The following is an 18,454-nucleotide window of genomic DNA, read 5'->3' on the forward strand; positions in this document are numbered from 1 at the left end:
TCGCCGACTACCAGCCCTTCACCCCCATCATGGAAACCATCCGCGGCCTCCTCCTCGGCACCCACATCGGCAACAACGCCGCCATCGCCACCGCCTGGTGCACCGCCATCGCCGCCCTGTCCTACCTCTGGGCCAAACACACCTACAACAAAACCTGACCATCCCGACCCCCGAACAGGGCCGCCCGACCACCAGGTCCGGCGGCCCTGAACCTTTTCCGTGCTCTGTGGTGTGGACGTCTGATCACGGCGACAATCCGATCGGCGAAGCCCGCCAGCGCCTCACTGCGCCGCGTCCGGTGGTGTGACACCTGAAAGCGATATCCGCATTTTGGCGAGACGCCCCAGCGGCGATCGGCGAACCCGCCGAGTGGCGCGGGCATAGGTCGATCAGGATCCTCGGCAAAGGAACTACCGTCACCGGTCGGGCTGTGTGCCCTACGTAGCGGAGGCCTGGCGTCGGGGGTGTCAGGAGGTCACCGCGGCATCGATGAGTGTTCGTGAATCGCTTGCCTGACGTGCCCGTAACGGCTCCGGTCAGCGGTTGCGCCAGTTCGGGCTGCGCTTCTGGGCGAAGGCGGTCAGGCCTTCGACGGCGTCCTCGGTGGTCATGAGTTCGTCGAGCACCGGGGAGGAGGTCTCGATGGCGTCGACGGGGTCGGCGATCCCGGCCGTTTCCGTCATGACCTGCAGCGAGAGCCGGACCGAGGTGGGGAGTCGTCGAGGATCTCGGCGGCCAGCGCGCGGGCGCCCTCCAGCGCTGTGCCGGCGTCCGCCACGCGGTTGACCAGCCCGTAGTGCAGGGCTTCCTCGGCGGTGAGGCGCCGGCCGGTGAGGATCATGTCGTGAGCGATCTTCGGCGACCCAGGCCCGACCCTGACCTCGCTGAGGGCGAAGCGCGCCGTGGTGTCGGCGAACTAGGAACGGACCCGGTCCGCGGGCGCGGTCCAGCCGGTGGAGCGGATCCACTCGGCCAGGTCCCAGATGGTCGGCTCGATCGCCTTCAGTGCTGCGAGGTCTGACGGGGATTCGGACCCCTTGGCGAACTGGCGGAACATCGCCTTGTCGAGGTCGTTGCCGAGGACGCTCAGTGGCAGGGCCTCGTAGCGTGACGGTAGCCCGGCGCGCGCGCCGAACGCGGCGGCGATCTGGGGGCCCGTCGGCTCGTCGCCGGTGACCTCGATGGCTCCACCGGGCACGTCCGCGGTGTCGAGCAGGATCGCGGCGGCGACCTGGCCGATGTCCTTGATCGAGATCATCTTCAGGGGGATGTCGTCCGGCAGCGGCAGCCTCAGCACGATCGTTCCGTCCTCCAGGCTCGGCGCCATCACGGTCGCGAGGTTCTCCATGAAGGCGGTCGGGCGAACCATCGTGGCCCTCAGACCGGAACGCTTCAGGTATTCCTCGATCCGGTGCTTCGAGTCGTGGTGCGGCACGCCCGTTTCGCGATCCGCTCCGAAGACCGAGTTGAACACGACGTGTGGCACGCGCGCTGCGGCCGCCGCATCGACGAGGGCGGTGCCCACTCGGACCTCCTCCTCGACCTCCTCGAGGCTGTTCGCCTCCGGGGTCATGAAGTAGAACGCGTCGACGGCCTCCAGCGCGGCGACCGTTGACGCCGGGTCGTCGATCCGGACGGTCGCCAGCTCGACGCCTCGGGCGGCCAGCGCCTGCGCTCGATCGGACTTGGGGGTGCGGACGAGGGCCCGCACCCGCGCTCCCCGGGCCAGGAGCGCGTCGACGACCGCCCCGCCCTGCTGTCCCGTCGCACCGAAGACCGCGATCGCACCGTTTTCCCGCGTGACCATGTCGTCACCTCTCGCTAAGGCATGGCATGAACCCTGATTGGTTCATGCCATGAACAATACTAGTTCATGGCATGAACTGATGCAAAGCAGGAGGGTGCCCAGGAGGACTGCGCGGTATGTCAGGACGAGGTGGACGCGGAGACGCCCGACGCGTCCACGATGGCGGTGGCCAGGCGTTCGAGATCGCGCTGGTCGTCGGCGTCGAGGTTCTCCGCGACGTCGGGCAGGCGCTTGGTGGTCTCGGCGAACACCGCCTCGGCGAGCACCTTCCCCGCGGGCGTCACGCTGAGCATGATGACCCGCCGGTCCTGCTCTGAACTCGCTCGGCTGACCAGATGGCGCCGCTCGATGCGATCGACGAGCTGGCTCAGCGCGTTCTTGGTCATGCCGAGCGAGGCGGCGAGATACGCCATCTGCCGCGGCTCGTCCTTGACCGCGCACAGCAGCGTGGCCTGCAACGAAGTCAGGTCGTACTCGGCGCAGATCTGCGCGTACCTCCGCTGGATCAGGACCGAGAGCCAGAAGAGCTTGTCACCGTAGTCCACGCCCACCGCCCCTCGCCTGGCGCCGAACGCCTAGTCTACCGACGCCGACCGGCTCGCCGACCGTCCAACTGCCAGTGAAATCCGCCTTGCCTGGCCTGGCCTGGAGCGCCGCGACCCCTCCGCGAAGTCCTCGGCGCCTGGCAAATCCGGCCGGACTCGACGAGCACCAGGTCGGCCGCTGGACCTCCTGGCGGCGTTGGCCGGTGTTCGCGATGCTCGTCCACGCTCTGCTCGCCGTGATCGCCGCCCACGACAATGCCACACGACCGACCCCGGCCGGTTGATCGCGTTGACCTGAAACGAAGCTCAACGGCTGCTCACCAGCCTGAGTCCTGGCACCCGCCCGCATCTTGGCCTGCTCCGAGGCCTGGTCGATCTGGCGCCAATGCAACACTTCACTCGCTATAACGACCTACGGCTGGAGTGCTAGGCCGCGCGACCACACCATGGCGCTTCAGCCCGCCCGACCGCGGCATGACCCCGCCGGGAAACCAGCAGATCAGGCCACGAACCGGGATAACGAAGCCCCACGGGACCTGTACGAGACCAAGGGCGACCACGCGCGAGGTGGAGACCTGATCGCCGATCAAGGTGGCGTTCCACCTGCCCCCGGCAGCAGGAAGTCCCGCCATTACCGGTTCCCGGCCCGCGTGCGGCCTCGTTCGACACAGGCAACAGCATCATGACCGGCGCTGCTCGGCCATTCGGTGGCCGAGTTGCACCGCTATCACTCGGGTCATCGCACCGCATCCCCCCAAGTTTAGGGATACCGGCCTTATCTCGGCCCATCCTAATGTTGTGCTCATCGGAGCGGCGGGTTCGGAAAACGAATTCCGTAAGGCCCTTTCACTCCGACTCCTCAGTGCGAAAGGCGGTGACAGAAATGACGAAGATCAAGATCCGGAAGCTGGACAAGCTCGAGACCACGGGCGACCGGAAGAACAACACCTGAGTGCGGGGCCGGGGGCCGAGCCCACTGCGGGCACGGCCCCCGGCCTCTCCGTTGACCGACCATTTCTTTCGGAGGAATGTTCCATGCGGAAACCGAGAATCAAGACCGCACACCTTCCCGTCCGCCGTCCGGATGGGAAGATCTGGATCGGCAGCCGCCATTACGGGCTGGGCGCCGAAATCGACGACGAGTCGGGCCTGGTGTGGCCGCTGTGCGGCCGCATGGACGGGACGCTCCGTGAGGACGAACTGGTCGCCGCGGTGGCCGCCGAGCAGGGCGCCGACCCTGGTGAGGTCGCCGAGGCCGTGGACTTCCTCATCGCCTCCGGCTGGGTCGAGGATGCGGGCTCGCAACCCCCGCCATCGCTGTCGGAACGCGAGCTCAGGCGGTACGAGCGGGGCGTTCAGTTCCAGTCCTGGATCGACACCGCGCCCCGGACGCACCCGTACGAGCTCCAGGCCCGGCTGAAGGCGTCCAGGGTGGCGGTGCTGGGCATGGGCGGGATCGGCTGCGCGGTCGCGTCGAGCCTGGCCGCGTCCGGGGTCGGGCGGATCCACTGCGTCGATTTCGACGAGGTGGAGCTGACCAACCTCAACCGGCAACTGCTGTACGTCGAGGCCGATCTGGGACGGCGCAAGGTGGAGGTGGCCGTCCAGCGGCTCCGCATGCTGAACTCCGACATCGAGGTCAGCGGCGCGGACCTGCGGCTGGACAGCGCCGAGGACGTCGCGGACGCGGTGCGCGGCGCGGACGTGTTCCTGCTCTGCGCCGACAGCCCCGAGAATATCGAGCACTTCGCCAACCAGGCCGCATTGCGGCTCGGAACTCCCTGGCTGAACGGTGCCTACGCGGGGCCGATGCTGTGCGCCGGAACGTTCGTCCCCGGCGAGACCGGCTGCTACCGCTGCATGCGGGACGGCGAGCGGGAACGGCTGGCGTCCCAGGGCCGCGGCGACCTGACCAATCCGCGGATCCCCGGCTTCAACCCGGTCATGGCGCCCACCGCTCAAATGGCCGGCCACTTCGCCGCACTGGAGACCATCTTCCTGCTGCTGGGGATGCGCGTGCAGACCGCGGGCCGGAAACTGCACCGCAACTTCCTGGACTACGACCATCAGTACTACATCGAGGCCAAGAAGCGGCCGGGCTGCCCGGACTGCGGAGACACCGCCCGACCAATGGCCGAGGACTGAGACATGCCCGTCACCGCCGACAGCCGGGTGGAGTTGCATCCGCTCCATTTCAAGGACGAGGGCGCCGGGCAGTGGATCGTCGGCCGGACGGACACCGGGGAGTTCGTCGAGGTGCCGGCCGAGGCGGCCGCGTTCCTGCGCGCGCTGGCCGGCGGGGCCGACCTCGGTGGCGCTTGCGAGCGCGTCCAGGGCGAACACGGCGTGGACATCGACGCCGCCTCGTTCGTCGACGACCTCGTCGGCCTGGGCTTCGTCGCCCGCCTGGACGGTGTCGGGGTCGGCGAGCCCCCGCCTCCGACCAGTCTCCGCTGGCTGCGTCCGGAGCACGTCCGCTGGCTGTTCCGGTGGCCGCTCCTGGCGGCGGTCTACCTCTTCGTCCTGGCAGGCGTCGTGGCCGCGGCCAGGCGCGGCGACCCGATCCCCGGCTTCCGTGCCTACTTCGTCACCGACTCGCAGAGCGTGAACCTCGCCTGGAACACCGCGATGGTCCTGACGGCGATTGCGATCCACGAGTTCTGGCATCTGGCCGCCGCGCGGGCCGACGGCGTGCACGCGCGCTTCGGGCTCGGAACGCGCCTGCAGGTCCTGGTGGCCGAGACGACGGTGTCCGGGCTATGGGGCGCGCCCCGCCGCGTCCGGTTCCGGGTCTACCTCGCCGGCGTCACGTCCGACCTGGTGATCATCGCGGGCTGCTCCCTCGCCATCGATGCCTGCGCCCCCTCGGGGTTCGCCCTGCGCTCGCTTCACGCGCTGACCCTTGGCCTGCTGCTTTCGATCGCCCAGCAGTTCGCCTTGTACATGCGAACCGACATGTACTTCGTGCTGCAGGAGCTGCTGGGGTGCAAGAACCTGTACGCCGACAGCTGGCAGTATGTCCGGTACGTCGCACAGAAGGCGGCGGCGGTGTCCGGCCGGCCAAGGCCCCTGAATCCTCTGGACGAGGTGCCGTTTCGCGAGCGGCGGTCGATCAGGATTTACTCGTGGCTCATGGTGCTCGGATCTTTCGCGTCCGTCGCCCTGTTCCTCTTTTATGAAGGGCCGATCCTGCTCCATCTGTTCATCAAGGCAGGTCGGCAGGCGTTCGACGGAGTGACATCAGGCGACGGCGTGAGGATTGCCGACGGCATCACCGTCTTCGCTGTCGAGGGAACGCTTCAGGTGCTTTTCCTGCGCCTGTTCATCGCCAAGCACGCACCGAAACTGCGTGCGGCGTTGGACCGCCGTTCCAACCGCCGCGAATAGGTGCTGGGGGCGTCGTCAGGCGTTGATGGCGGCCATGAGTTCGTCGCGTCCGCCGGTGCCGGTCTTGCGAAAGATCGCCTTGAGGTGATCGTTGACCGTGTGGACGGACAGATCGAACGCACGGGCGACCTGCTTGGGTGCGGAGCCGTGCTGGAGGCGCTGCATGATCTGGCGTTCGCGGGCGGTGATCCCGTACCAGTCGCAGAACGATGGAAGCAGCAGTGCGCCGGTCGCGCGCTGGACCAGGATCGCGACGTCGCCGCTGGTGCCGAGCGGCTGCGCCTCGATCGCGGTCCACCAGCCCGACCCGACCGAGGGCACGCACAGCCGCTGGTGCCGCCGGTTCTCGCGCACCGCGGTCGCCAGGGAGGCGTACGACGCCTCGGTCAGCCATTCCGGTACCGAAAGCCGCGCCGCCATCGCCTCCAGCCACCGCCGCGCCTGGGGCGTCATCGCCCTCACCCGCCCGTCGCCCCCGACGACCAGCATGCCCGGCGGCGGCTCGCGTGTGGCGGGCACGCCGGGCTCCGCCGTCACGTAGCCGCGCAGCGCGGCGATCAGCGAAGGCCCGACCCCGGCGATCCGCCGCGCGTCGGCATCGTTGAACGGCCTCCCGCCCGCCGCCCGCAGAAGGCAGAGCAACCCCCACACGCCGCGCGCGTCCCGCAGCGCGAAACGCAGCTCTTCACCGACTCGGTTCCCGGTCGGCAGCCGGTCGCATCCGTCCGAGCCGACTCCGAGATCAGCCACGACCACGGGAACGGCATCTCCCACCACATCCCGTACAGCCATCTGCAGACCGTCCGCACCCAGCAAAGCGCGACCGAGATCTGGTACGTATCCGTGCCAGAACGCGAGTGAGGTGGCGCCCCAACCCGATGCCGGGTTCATCACTCCGCACCGCAGCGCATCATGCGCCACCACCGGAGCGATCACACGCGACAGCTCAGCCCCGATCTGCTCCAGCCCCGCGCCAGGCACCAGCGCAGAACACAGATCGCCACGCAACCGATCACTGACCGTCACCATGGTTTCCAGTGTGACTGCGACGGACCGTACACACCAGTGCACGAAGAGTGGATATGGGCCCTTCCTGCCCTCCGAGGTGGTGGTGGACCAGCAGGACACTGACCGTGCCGCACGCCAGACGGCGTAGGCGGCCACCCGGCAGAACCAGGTGGCCAACGCGTGCCCTATAGCTGTCGTGAGTGTTGGCGACGAATCCGGCAGGCAGCGGGCGGTCTGGCCCACTCGGTAAGCAGGCGGGTCTTCGACTCATGTTCGCCGTGGTCGACAGGACCGGGGTCTGTCAGCTTCCCTTTCGTGCCGCTGACGCTCGCCGAGTCGATCGCGCACCACGACCGGCCGGCTCGCGCCTGCGCCGAGTTCGTCCAGCACGATTCGATGCTGCTCGGACATGCCCCGGGCCGGCTTGCCGCTGTGCTGGCACAGCTGGATCCACCTGCTCGCAACGGGCTGACCGGTGGCCTGCTGCTCTTCGTCACCGACCCGTATGACCCGCTGACCGTCGATCGCGTTGGCCTTAGAGGTCATAACAAAATGTGTATGTAGCGCGACATATTGTGACGGTCGGGTGTGGTGTGGGTGGGTGCGTAAGGGCGAGCAACCTCCGTGGATCGTGCCCGACAGCCTGGTGGGAGCGGATCGAGCCGCTGCTGCCGAAGGTGGAGCGCCGTAAGCGCCACGCCGGGCGTAGGCGGCTGGACGACCGCAAGGTGTTGTGCGGGATCTTGTTTGTGCTGCATACGGGGATCCGGTGGGAGTTCCTGCCCCAGGAGTTGGGGTTCGGGTCGGGGATGACGTGCTGGCGGCGGCTGGCCGAGTGGCATCAGGCCGGGGTGTGGGAGCGGCTGCATCGGCTGTTACTGGAGGAGCTGCATGCCGCCGGGCAGTTGGACTGGTCGAGGGCGGTGATCGACAGCTCCCATGTGCGGGCGTTGAAGGGTGGCCCAAAACCGGGCCGAGCCCGGTCGACCGTGGCCGGCCGGGCTCCAAGCACCACCTGCTGACCGACGGCAACGGCATCCCGCTCGTTGTGTCGTTGACCGGTGGGAATCGTAACGACGTCACTCAGTTGATGCCGCTGCTGGAGGCGGTGCCGCCGGTCCGGGGCCGGGTCGGTCGACCTCGGCGAAGACCCGGGCGGCTGCTGGCCGACCGCGGCTACGACCACGACAAATACCGGCGCCTGGTCTGGGCCAAGGGCATCAAACCGGTCATCGCTCGCCGCGGCAGCCCGCACGGGTCCGGGCTGGGCGTCCACCGCTACGTCGTCGAGCGGACCATCGGCCTGCTGCACTGGTTCCGCCGCTTACGCATCCGCTGGGAGATCCGCGACGACATCCACGAGGCCTTCATGACCCTCGCCGCAGCCATCATCTGCTGGCGACGCCTCGTCCGCTGATTCTGTTACGACCTCTTAGCGCGGCCGTGTGATCCACGTGCTCAACGGTCGTCGACATCATCACGGCCCGCCTGTGCGCTCGGTCTCTCCCACACCTACGCCTACCACCTCGCGAAACAGTCGTCGCGGTGTCCGTCGGGGAGGCGGAGCAGGCGGGGGAGTGGTGGGCGGTGCCGCCCTTGGAGCGGACCGGGATGCGCCGGTTCTCCAGGTCCAGGTCCTCGACTCGCGGCGGCGCTCGCAGTTGGCCGGCACCGACGGCGCCGCCCACCGCTTGCGGGTCTGGCACCACGTGAGCCAGGAGGCGACCGCGGCGCGGTTGCGGTTCCAGGTCGCCGGCTTCGCCGCCCCCACGGCTGCTCGAAGGCGGCGATCTCGGCCAGCGGGCGGCCATCGTCGAGCAGCGTGACGGTTCGGTCGTCGACGCCGTCGCGCTGTGGAACTTGCGCTACCTGTCCGCCGCGGTCGACCGGCTGCGCGCCCAGGGGATTTCGGTCAACGATGAGGACGCCGTCTGGCTCAGCCCGCTCGGCCACGCCCACCTCAACTGCCTGGGCCGCTACTCCATCGCGTCCTCGGCACCCGCCGAGGGCCTGCGCGAGCTTGGCGACATCAGCCCTTTCGCGGCCTCTGCGGCTTGGTCGGGGGCTCGGCTTGGTGGTCGAGGGTTTACCACCGGTCCCAGTGCAGGACCTGGTCGCGTGGGATGCGGGGCGCGGGTTTGAAGTCGGTGCCGATCGTGTAGGCGAGCGGGATGAACGCGGCGAGCATGACCTCGTTGTAGGGGACGCCCAATACGGCGGCGAGTTCGGGTTCGAGTGGTCCTTGGGCGGTGGTCCACGTGGTGCCGAGGCCGCGGGCGCGGGCGGCGAGCATGAAACTCCAGGTCGCGGGCAGGATGGAGCCCCATGTGCCGGATTGGACGGCCGTCGAGGCGCGGTCAGTGCGCCCTTCGATGGCGGGGATGACGAACGCGGGGACGCGGTGGATGTTGTCTGTCAGGTGCCGTAGTCCGTCGAACACGCCTTGGGTGGAGCGCGGGGCGTGGTTCATGCGGCGGATGTCGTGCTCGGTCAGCGGTGCGCCCTCCGCGGCGGCGAGCGCGCGGCGGAAGATGTCGCCCACCTTGCGGCGCAGGCGCGGCTCGGTGACCACGATGAAGTGCCAGCGTTGCCGGTTGCGTCCGGTCGGCGCCTGGGTGGCCAGGTCGACGCACTCCTCGATGAGCCGGCGCGGGACGGGCCGGTCGAGGTCGAGCCGCTTGCGGACGGCCCGGGTGGTGGACAGCAGTTCGTCGGGGGTCAGGTCGAGGGTCATCGTGGTGCTCCTCATGCTCGTATGGAGGTCGGTGCGGTGTTCGCCGGTTCGTCGGCCGGGGGTTCGGCGCGGGCCCGCAGGCCGAGGTAGGCGATGAGGGCGCCGAGCAGCGAGAAGGCTCCGGCGGTCAGGAACGCCGCGCGGTAACCGTCCAGCGGGGAGATCGGGATGGCCATCACGGCCGCGAGCACCGCTACGCCGATGCCGGCTCCGATCTGGACGGCGGAGGTGACCAGGCCGGAGGCCAGGCCCTGGCGGTCGTCGGGCAGGGCCCCGACCGCGGCGATGTTGAGGCTGGGAAACGACAGGCCGTTGCCCACACCGTGCACGATGAGCGCGGGCAGCAGCACGGTCGCGTAGTCGCCGGATGCGCCCGTGCGCAGGAACAGCAGGATCCCGGCGCCTTGGACCAGCAGCCCGAGCGCGGCGATGCGCCGCAGGCCCCAGCGTCCGATCACCCGTCCGGCCAGGTTGGCGGTCACGACGATGGCCAATCCCATCGGGACGATCCCCAGCCCGGTGTCCAGCGCCGAGTACCCCAGCACGCCCTGCAGGTAGAGGACGGCCGCGAACTGCCAGCCGATCGTCGCGCACGCCCAGGCCAGCGCCGCCAGATTCGCCGAGGTGAGCCGTCGCGAGCGGAACACGCCCAGCGGCACGAGCGGGTCCCGCCGGCGGCGCTCGATCGCCACGAACGCGACCAGCGGCACCAGCGCCGCGACACCGGCGGGCCAACTGGTCTCGGTGAGCGCGTAGACAAGCAGCAGGACGCCGGTGGTGACGGTGCCGGCGCCCGCCACGTCGAATCCCGTGCGGGGAGCGTCCGCGCGTCCGGCCGGGATCACCCTGGGGGCGACGGCGAGCACGAGCAGCGCGATGGGCACCGGCAGGAAGAACACCAGCCGCCAACTCACCTCGGTGAGCAGCCCGGAGGCGATCAGCCCGGCGCTGTAGCCGGTCGCTCCGGCCAGCGCGTACACGCCGAGCGCCCGGTTGCGGCGCGGCCCCTCGGCGAACGTCGTGGTGATCAGCGACAGTGCCGCCGGAGCGGTCAGCGCGGCCGCGACGCCCTTCACCACGCGGGTGGCGACCAGCAGCCGGCCGTCGGAGAGCAGGCCGCCCGCCAGGCTCGCCGCCGCGAACACCGCCAGCGACGCCAGGAACATCCGGCGCCGTCCGAGCAGGTCGGCCAGCCTCCCTCCGAGCAGCAGGAACCCGCCGTAGGCGACCGCATAGCCGGACATCAGCCATTGCAGCGTGCCCTCGGGCAGCGCGAGGTCGGAGCCGATGGCGGGCAGCGCCACGCCCATCAGCGACAGGTCCATCGAGTCCAGGAACACCGCCGCGCACAACAGGATCAGGGCCGCCGTCGCCCGGCGGTCGGAACGCATCACCAGATCACTCCATCTTTGGGCAGACGATCTGCAACGAGACGGAACCGTATGCTGGCAAATGATCTGCTGTCAAACAATCGTCTGGCAGATGGTTCTGATAGCCTCGGGCGGGTCGACAGTGCAGGAGACCCATGCCTTCCAAGCCCGCCCGGCCGGCGTACTTCCCGACGCTGGCGGCCGAACGCCCGGACATCGCGATGTGCCGCGCCTCGGCGTACCTGGCCCGCGCCGCCGACGCCCACGCCGCCCGGCACGGCCTCGGCGTCGGCCAGCACCTGGTGCTGAAGATGCTCGACACCGTCGGCCCCTGCTCCCAGCAGGTGCTCAGCGAGGAACTGCGGATCGACCGCAGCGTCATGGTGAATGTGTGCGACGACCTGGAGCAGTCCGGATTCGTCCGCCGCGAACGAAACCCCGACGACCGCCGCTCCTACGCCGTCACCATCACCGATCAGGGCCGCGAACGCCTCGCCGGGGCCGAGAGCACCGTCCCCTCCTACCTGGAAGAAACATTCGCCCCTCTCACCACCGGCGAACGCGCCCAGCTCACCGCCCTGGTCAGCAAGCTCATGCAGCTCTGATCTCAGAGGCGAGACGCGGACCACGCGTTGGTCGGCTCCGATCGTCCCCCGGACCGTGAATGGTGGAGTAGCCGACGCTGTACTCCGTGGCGAGGTCGGCCAAGGACACCTCGCCGGTAGCGGCGCGGCGGCGGATTAGGCACGGGCAACCTGGGCTGTTTGCCCTTGAGCTTGCCATTCCTCTTGGCCAGGGCCATGCCCTCGCCGGTGCGCAGGTGGCCGGCTCACCGGAGAGTTACGGTTTGTGGGTTACCCAGAGTATTTCTGCTGGCCAGTGGTGTGCCCAGTCGGGCGGGTCCGTTTTGTTGTAGCCGTTGGGTGTTCCGGGTTCGGGCCGCGGTTCGATGAGGTCGTCGATGATGAGGCCCGCGCCGCGAAGGGTTTTGATCCAGTCACCGTAGGTGAGCTGATAGCTGGCCGCGCCGTGGTCTTCGGTGATGGTGTTCAGCCCGAAATAGTCGTGGTGCAGCGTGGTGGTGACCCGGCTTGCGGTGTCGTCGTAGCAGGCTTCGAACCACGGGCTGGCGGCGTTGAACACCAGGCGCCCGCCGCGGCGCAGGACGCGTGCGGCCTGCGGGACGGCCAGGTGCGGGGGCGCCCAGCTGAGCCCGCCATGGTCGCAGAACACCAGGTCGAAGCTGTCGGCGGTGAAGGGGAGTTGTTCGGCGGCGCCTTGCACCAGCGGGTAGCGGGCCGTTCCCATCGCGCGGGCTGCTGCGGCGAGCTGGGCTTCGGACAGGTCGAGCCCGACCACGGTGGCGCCCTCGGCGGCGAGTGACCTGGACCATTGGCCGGCGCCGCAGCCGAGTTCGAGGACGCGCTTGCCGGTGACGTCGCCCAGGGCGTGCAGGTGCGCGTCGGGGATGGCGTACATGCCCCACAGCCGGGGCGTGGCGCCGATCTGCGGGTCGTGCTCGTGCTGGTAGGTGCTGCTGATCTGGTTCCAGAACCGCCGGTTGGCGGGGATGCTGTCCACGCGCCGACTCCAGCACTTCTGTCGAGGGCGGTCAACACGATTAGGGCACGGGCCGGGATCATTGCAGGGGCCCTGGCGTGTCAGCCTGCCCGCGGGCCTGGTGCCAGATTGATCTACTCAAAGACTCGCTCGCGGTGATGCGACAAGGAATGGCCCATTCCCTGTCAAGAGCGCATGCGGCCGCACCCACCGGGCCCGTTTCCGCGTCCTACTCCCGAAGCTGACCCCAGCCCCAAAGTAGGGCTCGCGTGGGCTGCGGCCGGAATGCGGCAGAAGTGCACCGTGGGTGACCGGCTGGGGCGTCCCTGCGTTCATCATGCCGTTCATTCGGCCTGGTCCGGGTCAGCACCGACAAGCAGAACACCCAGCGGCAGGCTCGCCACCGACGACCGGCCCGCGCTGCTCAACGCGCTGTCCGACCTTCGCGACGGCGACCTGCTGACCGTCCAGGAGGTCGACGCCTCGGCCGCAACCTCCTGGAAGGACTCATCGTTCTCAACGACCTGTTCCAGCGCGGCGTCGGCGTCAAGGTACTGGAAGGCATCGCCACCGGCGAGCACACTGAACGCTCTCTCATCCTCGACCTCGCCTTGGCCGAGGACCGCCGCCGCGACATCGTCCGCAAGACAAGAACGGCCTGGAAGCCGCCCGCGCTCGCGGCCGGGTCGGCGGCCACCGGCCGGTGGTCGACGACGACAAGCGCGCCGCCATCCTCGCCCGCCGCGAGCGCGGCGAATCCGTCGGCACCGCCGCCGCCGGAGTCGACGTCTCCATCGGTGTCGTCCACAAGACCCTCACAGACGGCCAGCGCGCCGCCGCGGCCGCCGAAGACACCCCCCCCTGCTGACCAGCCCAGTACTTCGGGTTTGTTCTCCGAGCCGGAGCCTTAGCTGTTGGCCAGGGTGCGGTCGAGGAGGGGGAGCAGGCGGTCCCAGTGGCGCTGCAGGGCGGAGGGGTTGAAGGCGTCGGTGTCGGACATGGTGAAGCCGTGGACGGTGCCGGGGTAGATCTCGGAGGTGTAGTCGACACCCGCGGCATCCAGGAACTGGTTGAGCTCGCCGAGGGCCTCGGGCGTCAGGTCGGTTTCGGCGTGGCCGAAGTGGACCTGGGCGGTGAGCTTGGAGAGGCCGTCGGGCCCGACGGCACCCACGGGACCGTGGAATCCGGCGACGGCGGCCACCAGGCCGGGATGGGCCACGGCGGTGCGCACCGCCAGAAGGCCGCCTAAGCAGTAGCCGGTCACCGCGACCGGTCCGGTGCTGACCTCGGGCTGGGTGACGAGGAATCTGAGGTAGGCGTCGGCGTCGCTCAGGGTCCGTTGGGTGGTGTGCGCCTCGATCAAGGGCATCAGCTGGGCGAAGATCGCGGGCCGGGCCTCTTCTCCGATGTGCTCGGGAAGCTCGACCACTGGTGCCGGGCCGTGCCGGTAGAAGAAGTTGGGGACGAGCACGTAGTACCCGTGCCCGGCCAGTTCGCGGGCCATCTCCCGAAGTACGGGCCGGATGCCGAAGCCGTCCGCGTACATCAGCACCCCCGGGTGCCGGCCGCCACCGTCGGGGAAGGCGGCGAAGGCGTCGGCCTGGCCGTCCGTGGTGGGGATCTGCAGGGTCTTGGTGGGCATGAGTTCTCCTGTCGTGGTTGATGTGTCGAGCTTGTGATCAACACGACGGAGGCGGAGCCCGCGCGGCAGCGCAAGGTCCTTGATCGAACAGCGGGCCCGCACCGGCCCGTACGGCGCTCAGAAGAGCACCGGGTCACCAATCCGTGTGTGGCGCAATGCCGTCCCGGTAATCATCGCCACATCGTAGCCCGCCCCCCGACGCACACCCTCCCGGTCCCCCGTCTAATGAAACAAGATCACAAGCGTGGGCAGGTCACCCCACGGGCGGCATGAGCGCCGGAACCGTCCTGAACAAGTTGGCCGAGACCGCCGAGCACGCCGGCGAGTCCGCGCCCAGAACTGGGCCGACATGCACGAAGACGAGACCGCCGACTGGCGCAGGACCCTCGCGGACCTGGAAAAAGGCGTCCGCAGGGCTTCTTGACGTGACTGGCTGTTCGGTTGCTGCTCAAGCCCCGCATCGCCGTCAAGGTGCTGGAGGGGATCGCGGCCGGCGAGCACACCGAACGCTCGCTGCTCCTGGACCTGGCCCTCGCTCTTGCCGAGGACCGGCGCCGTGACATCCTCCGCAAGACCAAGGGCGGCCGGTAGCTCGCGCTGGGCTCGGCTGTTGCCTAGTTGTCTCGGTCAGCGCCGGTCGTCCATCACCAGAGCGCCGTTGAAGAAGTCGATGAGTCCGTACGGTGCGCGTTCCCCCAGGCACAGGTCAATGATCTCGTGCGCTTCGGCGTGGAAGGGCTCGGTGCGTGCGAACATCGCCTGTTCGTAGGCAGTGAGTGCGGCTTCGATGTCGTCGGGGTGGGCGGCGATCGCCTTGCCGAGTTCGGCGCCGTCGAACATGGCCAGGTTCGCGCCGTCGCCGGACGGCGGCATCAGGTGCGCGGCGTCGCCCAGGAGCGTCACCCCGGGTACGCGGTCCCACCGGTGCCCGTCCGGGAGCGTGTGGATCATGCGCGCGACCGGAGCGGCCTCCCCGTCGGTGATCAGCGCGGTGAGGTGCGGGGCCCACCCGTCGAACTCGGCCGCGACCTGCGCGCGCGCTGTGGCGGCGTCGGTGAAGTCGATGCCGGCGACCCACTCGGCGGAGCGGTTCAGCTCGACGTAGGTGTGCAGGATGTTCCCCGCCTCGCGGTGCGCGACGATCCCCTTCCCCGGGGCGAGCGCGTACATGGCGCCCTGGCCGACCGCCTCGGCCGTCGCGGGATGCCGCCGGTCGACGTCGTACAGATACGTTTCGACGAACGTGGTGCCGAGGTAGGCGGGGTCGGCGTCGGAGAGCAGCGGCCTGATCTTCGACCAGGCGCCGTCGGCGCCCACGAGGACGCTGCTGGTCACGGTCGAACCGTCGGCGAAGGTCACCTCGTGGCGGCCGCCGCCGAGCGGCCGGACTCCGGTGACCTTGCGTCCCCACTGGACCGTCCCGTCGGGCAGGGAGTCCAGCAGGACCTGGCGCAGGTCGCCGCGGAGCACCTCGGGACGCCCTGCCTCGCCGTCGTCGGGGACCTCCAGCAGCACCGCGCCGTGCCGGTCGAGCATGCGCGTCGCCTCGGCACCCTGGTGGATGATCGCGCGGAACTCGTCGGTGAGGCCGGCCGCTGCGAGCGCGGCCTGGCCGTCGTGCTCGTGGATGTCGAGCTGGCCGCCCTGCGTGCGGGACTCGGCCGAGGGGTCGGCCTCGTAGACCGTGGCGGGGACGCCGTGGACGTGCAGGACGGGGGGATGCCACGCAGACGAGGAAGAGCACCCGCCGGTGGGCGCGACGACGCCCTCTCACAAGAGGTCGTCGTCGGCGCCGCCGTCGCGCTGCTGGACGAGCACGGCGAACGAGGACTCACCTTCCGGCTGCTGGCCGAGAGCCTGAACACCGGTCCCGGGGCCCTGTACTGGCATGTGGCCAACAAGGACGAACTCGTCGCCCTGGCCGCCGATCAGGTCCTCGGCCGCGCCCTCACCAGGGCCCCCGGGCACGCCGACGACGCCGGAGGACAGCTTCGCGCGCTCGCCGTCACCGTCTTCGACACCCTCGACCGGCACCAGTGGGCCGCCTCCCACGTCACCGCGCCGGCCACCCTGCCCAACACGCTCCGCCTGCTCGACCGCATCGGCACACTCGTCATGCGAACCGGGCTGCCCGCCGACCGTCACTTCGCGGTCTCCACCGCGATCTTCAACTACATCACCGGCGTCAGCGCCCAGATCATCGCCCCAGGCCCCATCGTCGGCGCGTCCACCACCCGCGAGGCCTACCTCGCCCGAGCCGCCGAGCACTGGGAGAAGCTCGACCCCGCCGACTACCCCTTCCTGACCCGCGCCGCCACCGACCTGCGCGACCACGACGACCGCGACCAATTCATCGCCGGCCTGGACCTCCTCCTGGACGGCCTGGACACGACCAAACATCCGCAACCGCGAGGCGCCGGCAACAACCCATGAATCCCGTCTAGGGGTATCGAAAAACGCGTCGGAAAGATCGCCGCAGTACCGCTGTTCGCTCTGATCGCGCTGGACCCGAGTAGTCCCGTCGTGCTGTCAGACGCGTTCGGCGGCGGGCCCTTGGCCTTCGTCACCGGCTGGTGCCTCGCGTTCGTCGCCGGCGGCGAAACCGGCCTCGTCGGCCGCGGGTCCGCCCTGCCCGGCTACGCGAAACACAAATTGTTTGTCCCGAACGCCGAGGACGGCAGCTGGATGTAGCGGCCCTCGTGCAGGGCGCCGCTACGTGGTCATGCGGACGCAGCCGCTGAGAGTGATGCCGTTCGCCTTGCACAGGTAGAAGTGCACGTTCTTGACGCCGAACTCGTTGAATTCGGGTTCGTAGGAGTACTCGCCGTCGGTGGTCCAGCCGATTCCGACCCAGTTTCCCGTGGCGTTCGGCGTATCGTAGGTGACCTTCACTACCGAGCCGAGGCCGTCGCCGCCGTCGTCGAAAACGTTGGTGTTCTCGGTGTAGGCGTGATACCAGACGCCGCCGGTCGGGTGGCCGGTGTCGCGGACGTAGGTGTAGTCCAGCCGCGCGTACCCGAACGAGGTGTCCGCGTAGAGGCTGTAAGACGTCGCGAGCGCCGGAGTGGCCGTCGCCACGAGGGCGGCGGCGCCGGCGGCCAGGGCGACGGCCATCCTTCTCATCCGCATATCCATCGGTCCTTTCGCCGGTTCCCGCCATGCCGGAAGCTATTGGCGGCTTGCATTGCAGACGCTCTACCGAAAAGGATTACCTGGCAAGATCCGGAACATGGCCTGCTTCGGTCAGGCGCGGGACGCGCCGAACAGGTTGGATCGGGGCACGGTGTGTTGTCGAGACCGGTTTCGCCGGAGAGGTTCGAGCGTCCCGGAGTGGGCTGCTGATGAAACTCCCGGTCAGCAGCGAATCGCGCCGGATTGGGCGGAGGCTCTAAGGGTTGACTCGAAACCGGTCCGGCCGCTCGTGACCGACGCGCAGGTCGTCCGCGTCAGCGCCACTATCGCCCTCACTGGCGGCGCCCTTTGTGCTCTGGGCGGGCTGCTCGTGAAGCGCTGTTCATGTGCTGTCGCCGCCGGTTATCGCCGACTTGGCTGGTGTAGGGCGGCGGGACCTTGTCGGGCTGTGCCGGCGTCAGTGCGCGTTCGGGCGGAGGAAGTCGGTGAGGATGGGGGCGAGGTTTTCCGGACGGCGGAGGATGCCGTGGTCCTCGCCCGGGATGGAGATGTGCCGGGCACCGGGGACGGCAGTGGCGACCGCCTTCGCTGCGACCGTCAGCCAGGGCTGGGTCCGGTCTCCGCTGACCGCCAGGGTCGGGATCCCGATGTCGTGCAGGTCGTCGGAAAGGGCGAGGTCCGGACCGCAGACCGCGAGGTCGTATGGCAGGGAGTGGGCCAGCGCGGTCATCGCGGCCCATATGGGGCTGTCGCGCATCCGTGAGACGGCTTCCGCCGGGATAAGGGCCTGCTCCTGTAGGAAGAGCGCGGCCGCGCCGTCGCGGTCGTCCTTGGCCGCGAGCGCCTCGATCCGTGCGGAGACGCCCCTGGGCGGGATCGGCCGGGCGCCGTCGACGGCGTACGGGGGCTCGGACACCATGAGGGTGGTCACCGGCAGACCGTGCAGGGCGGCGGCGATGGCGAGCACCCCGCCGGAGGAGTGGCCGAACAGGCTCGCGCGGCCGCCGGCCGCCTCGATCAGCGCGGCGAGGTCCTCGATCTCGCGGGCCGGGTCGAAGCGGACGGCGTTGTCGGTGCTGTCCCCGCGCCCGCGCCGGTCATAGGCGATGGCCCGGTGGCCGCCGGCGGCGAGCGCGTGCGCCAGCCCGGCGAGGGCGGCGCGATCGTTGAACGCTCCTCCGATCAGGATGACGGCGGGGCCGCTTCCGACCGGCTCGTAGGCGATCCTGCTTCCGTCCGCCGAGATGGTGATGTCCATGCTGTCCTTCG

Annotated in this window: 23 protein-coding genes; 10 read left to right on the forward strand and 13 right to left on the reverse strand. The window is 69.3% G+C overall.

The genetic code is table 11. From position 1 onward, the window contains the following. Positions 1–536: 536 nt before the first annotated feature. The 4 genes from ACA514_RS37655 to ACA514_RS37670 all read right to left on the reverse strand — a co-directional run bounded on the left by ACA514_RS37655 (position 537) and on the right by ACA514_RS37670 (position 2,352). Complete coding sequence (locus ACA514_RS37655; RefSeq protein WP_375046067.1) at positions 537–683, reverse strand: hypothetical protein; 147 nt, start codon at positions 681–683, stop codon at positions 537–539. After that, positions 680–841 carry a hypothetical protein gene (locus tag ACA514_RS37660; RefSeq protein WP_375046068.1) on the reverse strand — a complete coding sequence of 54 codons (162 nt, stop codon included), beginning with the start codon at positions 839–841 and terminating at the stop codon, positions 680–682. The genes ACA514_RS37655 and ACA514_RS37660 overlap by 4 nt, the downstream gene beginning before the upstream one ends. A gap of 75 nt (positions 842–916) precedes the next feature. Beyond that, positions 917–1,807, reverse strand: coding sequence for an NmrA/HSCARG family protein (locus ACA514_RS37665; protein ID WP_375046069.1), 891 nt, complete (start codon positions 1,805–1,807; stop codon positions 917–919). A 119-nt stretch (positions 1,808–1,926) separates the two neighbouring features. Next, positions 1,927–2,352, reverse strand: coding sequence for a MarR family winged helix-turn-helix transcriptional regulator (locus ACA514_RS37670; RefSeq protein ID WP_375046070.1), 426 nt, complete (start codon positions 2,350–2,352; stop codon positions 1,927–1,929). Positions 2,353–3,387: 1,035 nt separating this feature from the next. Between ACA514_RS37670 and ACA514_RS37675 the strand changes: the two genes are divergently transcribed. Then, positions 3,388–4,497 carry a ThiF family adenylyltransferase gene (locus ACA514_RS37675; protein ID WP_375046071.1) on the forward strand — a complete coding sequence of 370 codons (1,110 nt, stop codon included), beginning with the start codon at positions 3,388–3,390 and terminating at the stop codon, positions 4,495–4,497. Between the two features lie 3 nt (positions 4,498–4,500). After that, complete coding sequence (locus tag ACA514_RS37680; RefSeq protein ID WP_375046072.1) at positions 4,501–5,739, forward strand: hypothetical protein; 1,239 nt, start codon at positions 4,501–4,503, stop codon at positions 5,737–5,739. A 15-nt stretch (positions 5,740–5,754) separates the two neighbouring features. On the opposite strand, the gene ACA514_RS37685 is transcribed toward ACA514_RS37680, so the two are convergent. Continuing rightward, a complete protein-coding gene (locus ACA514_RS37685; protein ID WP_375046073.1) occupies positions 5,755–6,768 on the reverse strand; it encodes a helix-turn-helix transcriptional regulator in 1,014 nt (337 codons plus the stop codon). A 294-nt stretch (positions 6,769–7,062) separates the two neighbouring features. Between ACA514_RS37685 and ACA514_RS37690 the strand changes: the two genes are divergently transcribed. From ACA514_RS37690 to ACA514_RS37700, 3 genes are all read left to right on the forward strand, one after another. Then, a complete protein-coding gene (locus ACA514_RS37690; RefSeq protein WP_375046074.1) occupies positions 7,063–7,311 on the forward strand; it encodes a hypothetical protein in 249 nt (82 codons plus the stop codon). A 29-nt stretch (positions 7,312–7,340) separates the two neighbouring features. Further along, positions 7,341–8,164, forward strand: a protein-coding gene (locus ACA514_RS37695; protein WP_375046207.1) for an IS5 family transposase whose coding sequence is annotated in 2 segments (ribosomal slippage) — positions 7,341–7,710 and positions 7,710–8,164 — 825 coding nt in all. Because the reading frame shifts where the segments join, the coding sequence is not laid out codon by codon here. A gap of 443 nt (positions 8,165–8,607) precedes the next feature. Next, positions 8,608–8,889 carry a Tn3 family transposase gene (locus tag ACA514_RS37700; RefSeq protein ID WP_375046075.1) on the forward strand — a complete coding sequence of 94 codons (282 nt, stop codon included), beginning with the start codon at positions 8,608–8,610 and terminating at the stop codon, positions 8,887–8,889. Here ACA514_RS37700 and ACA514_RS37705 read toward each other — a convergent pair. Next, entirely contained in the window at positions 8,834–9,481 is a 648-nt protein-coding gene (locus tag ACA514_RS37705) for a nitroreductase family protein (protein ID WP_375046076.1), read from the reverse strand. The genes ACA514_RS37700 and ACA514_RS37705 overlap by 56 nt on opposite strands. A gap of 11 nt (positions 9,482–9,492) precedes the next feature. Beyond that, on the reverse strand, positions 9,493–10,872 hold the full coding sequence (locus ACA514_RS37710) for an MFS transporter (RefSeq protein ID WP_375046208.1): 1,380 nt from the start codon (positions 10,870–10,872) through the stop codon (positions 9,493–9,495). A 134-nt stretch (positions 10,873–11,006) separates the two neighbouring features. Between ACA514_RS37710 and ACA514_RS37715 the strand changes: the two genes are divergently transcribed. Then, on the forward strand, positions 11,007–11,456 hold the full coding sequence (locus tag ACA514_RS37715) for a MarR family winged helix-turn-helix transcriptional regulator (protein ID WP_375046077.1): 450 nt from the start codon (positions 11,007–11,009) through the stop codon (positions 11,454–11,456). Between the two features lie 235 nt (positions 11,457–11,691). On the opposite strand, the gene ACA514_RS37720 is transcribed toward ACA514_RS37715, so the two are convergent. Beyond that, positions 11,692–12,432 carry a class I SAM-dependent methyltransferase gene (locus ACA514_RS37720; protein ID WP_375046078.1) on the reverse strand — a complete coding sequence of 247 codons (741 nt, stop codon included), beginning with the start codon at positions 12,430–12,432 and terminating at the stop codon, positions 11,692–11,694. Between the two features lie 323 nt (positions 12,433–12,755). Continuing rightward, positions 12,756–12,992: a hypothetical protein gene (locus tag ACA514_RS37725; protein WP_375046079.1), complete on the reverse strand. Its 237-nt coding sequence runs from the start codon at positions 12,990–12,992 to the stop codon at positions 12,756–12,758. 122 nt (positions 12,993–13,114) lie between these two features. Between ACA514_RS37725 and ACA514_RS37730 the strand changes: the two genes are divergently transcribed. Then, positions 13,115–13,279 (forward strand): hypothetical protein, encoded by a 165-nt coding sequence (locus ACA514_RS37730; RefSeq protein ID WP_375046080.1) that lies wholly within the window; start codon positions 13,115–13,117, stop codon positions 13,277–13,279. Positions 13,280–13,318: 39 nt separating this feature from the next. Here ACA514_RS37730 and ACA514_RS37735 read toward each other — a convergent pair whose 3' ends face one another. Then, positions 13,319–14,053: a dienelactone hydrolase family protein gene (locus tag ACA514_RS37735; RefSeq protein WP_375046081.1), complete on the reverse strand. Its 735-nt coding sequence runs from the start codon at positions 14,051–14,053 to the stop codon at positions 13,319–13,321. Positions 14,054–14,494: 441 nt separating this feature from the next. Here ACA514_RS37735 and ACA514_RS37740 point away from each other — a divergent pair, with 441 nt between their 5' ends. After that, a complete protein-coding gene (locus ACA514_RS37740) occupies positions 14,495–14,644 on the forward strand; it encodes a hypothetical protein (protein WP_375046082.1) in 150 nt (49 codons plus the stop codon). A 36-nt stretch (positions 14,645–14,680) separates the two neighbouring features. Here the strand turns inward: ACA514_RS37740 and ACA514_RS37745 are convergent, their stop codons facing one another. Then, the gene (locus ACA514_RS37745; protein WP_375046083.1) at positions 14,681–15,589 is read right to left on the reverse strand and encodes an FAD-dependent oxidoreductase; all 909 of its coding nucleotides are present in this window, start codon (positions 15,587–15,589) and stop codon (positions 14,681–14,683) included. Between ACA514_RS37745 and ACA514_RS37750 the strand changes: the two genes are divergently transcribed. Both ACA514_RS37750 and ACA514_RS37755 read left to right on the forward strand, forming a co-directional pair. Next, complete coding sequence (locus tag ACA514_RS37750) at positions 15,575–16,486, forward strand: TetR/AcrR family transcriptional regulator (RefSeq protein ID WP_375046084.1); 912 nt, start codon at positions 15,575–15,577, stop codon at positions 16,484–16,486. The genes ACA514_RS37745 and ACA514_RS37750 overlap by 15 nt on opposite strands. A gap of 90 nt (positions 16,487–16,576) precedes the next feature. Continuing rightward, positions 16,577–16,744, forward strand: a complete 168-nt coding sequence (locus ACA514_RS37755; RefSeq protein ID WP_375046085.1) for a hypothetical protein — start codon at positions 16,577–16,579, stop codon at positions 16,742–16,744. A gap of 21 nt (positions 16,745–16,765) precedes the next feature. Here the strand turns inward: ACA514_RS37755 and ACA514_RS37760 are convergent, their stop codons facing one another. Beyond that, positions 16,766–17,176 (reverse strand): hypothetical protein, encoded by a 411-nt coding sequence (locus tag ACA514_RS37760; protein ID WP_375046086.1) that lies wholly within the window; start codon positions 17,174–17,176, stop codon positions 16,766–16,768. Between the two features lie 466 nt (positions 17,177–17,642). Next, positions 17,643–18,443 carry an alpha/beta fold hydrolase gene (locus ACA514_RS37765; RefSeq protein WP_375046087.1) on the reverse strand — a complete coding sequence of 267 codons (801 nt, stop codon included), beginning with the start codon at positions 18,441–18,443 and terminating at the stop codon, positions 17,643–17,645. Between the last annotated feature and the right edge of the window lie 11 nt (positions 18,444–18,454).

Origin of the sequence: Actinomadura sp. NTSP31, assembly GCF_041951385.1 — a bacterium.
Taxonomy (GTDB): domain Bacteria; phylum Actinomycetota; class Actinomycetes; order Streptosporangiales; family Streptosporangiaceae; genus Spirillospora; species Spirillospora napierensis.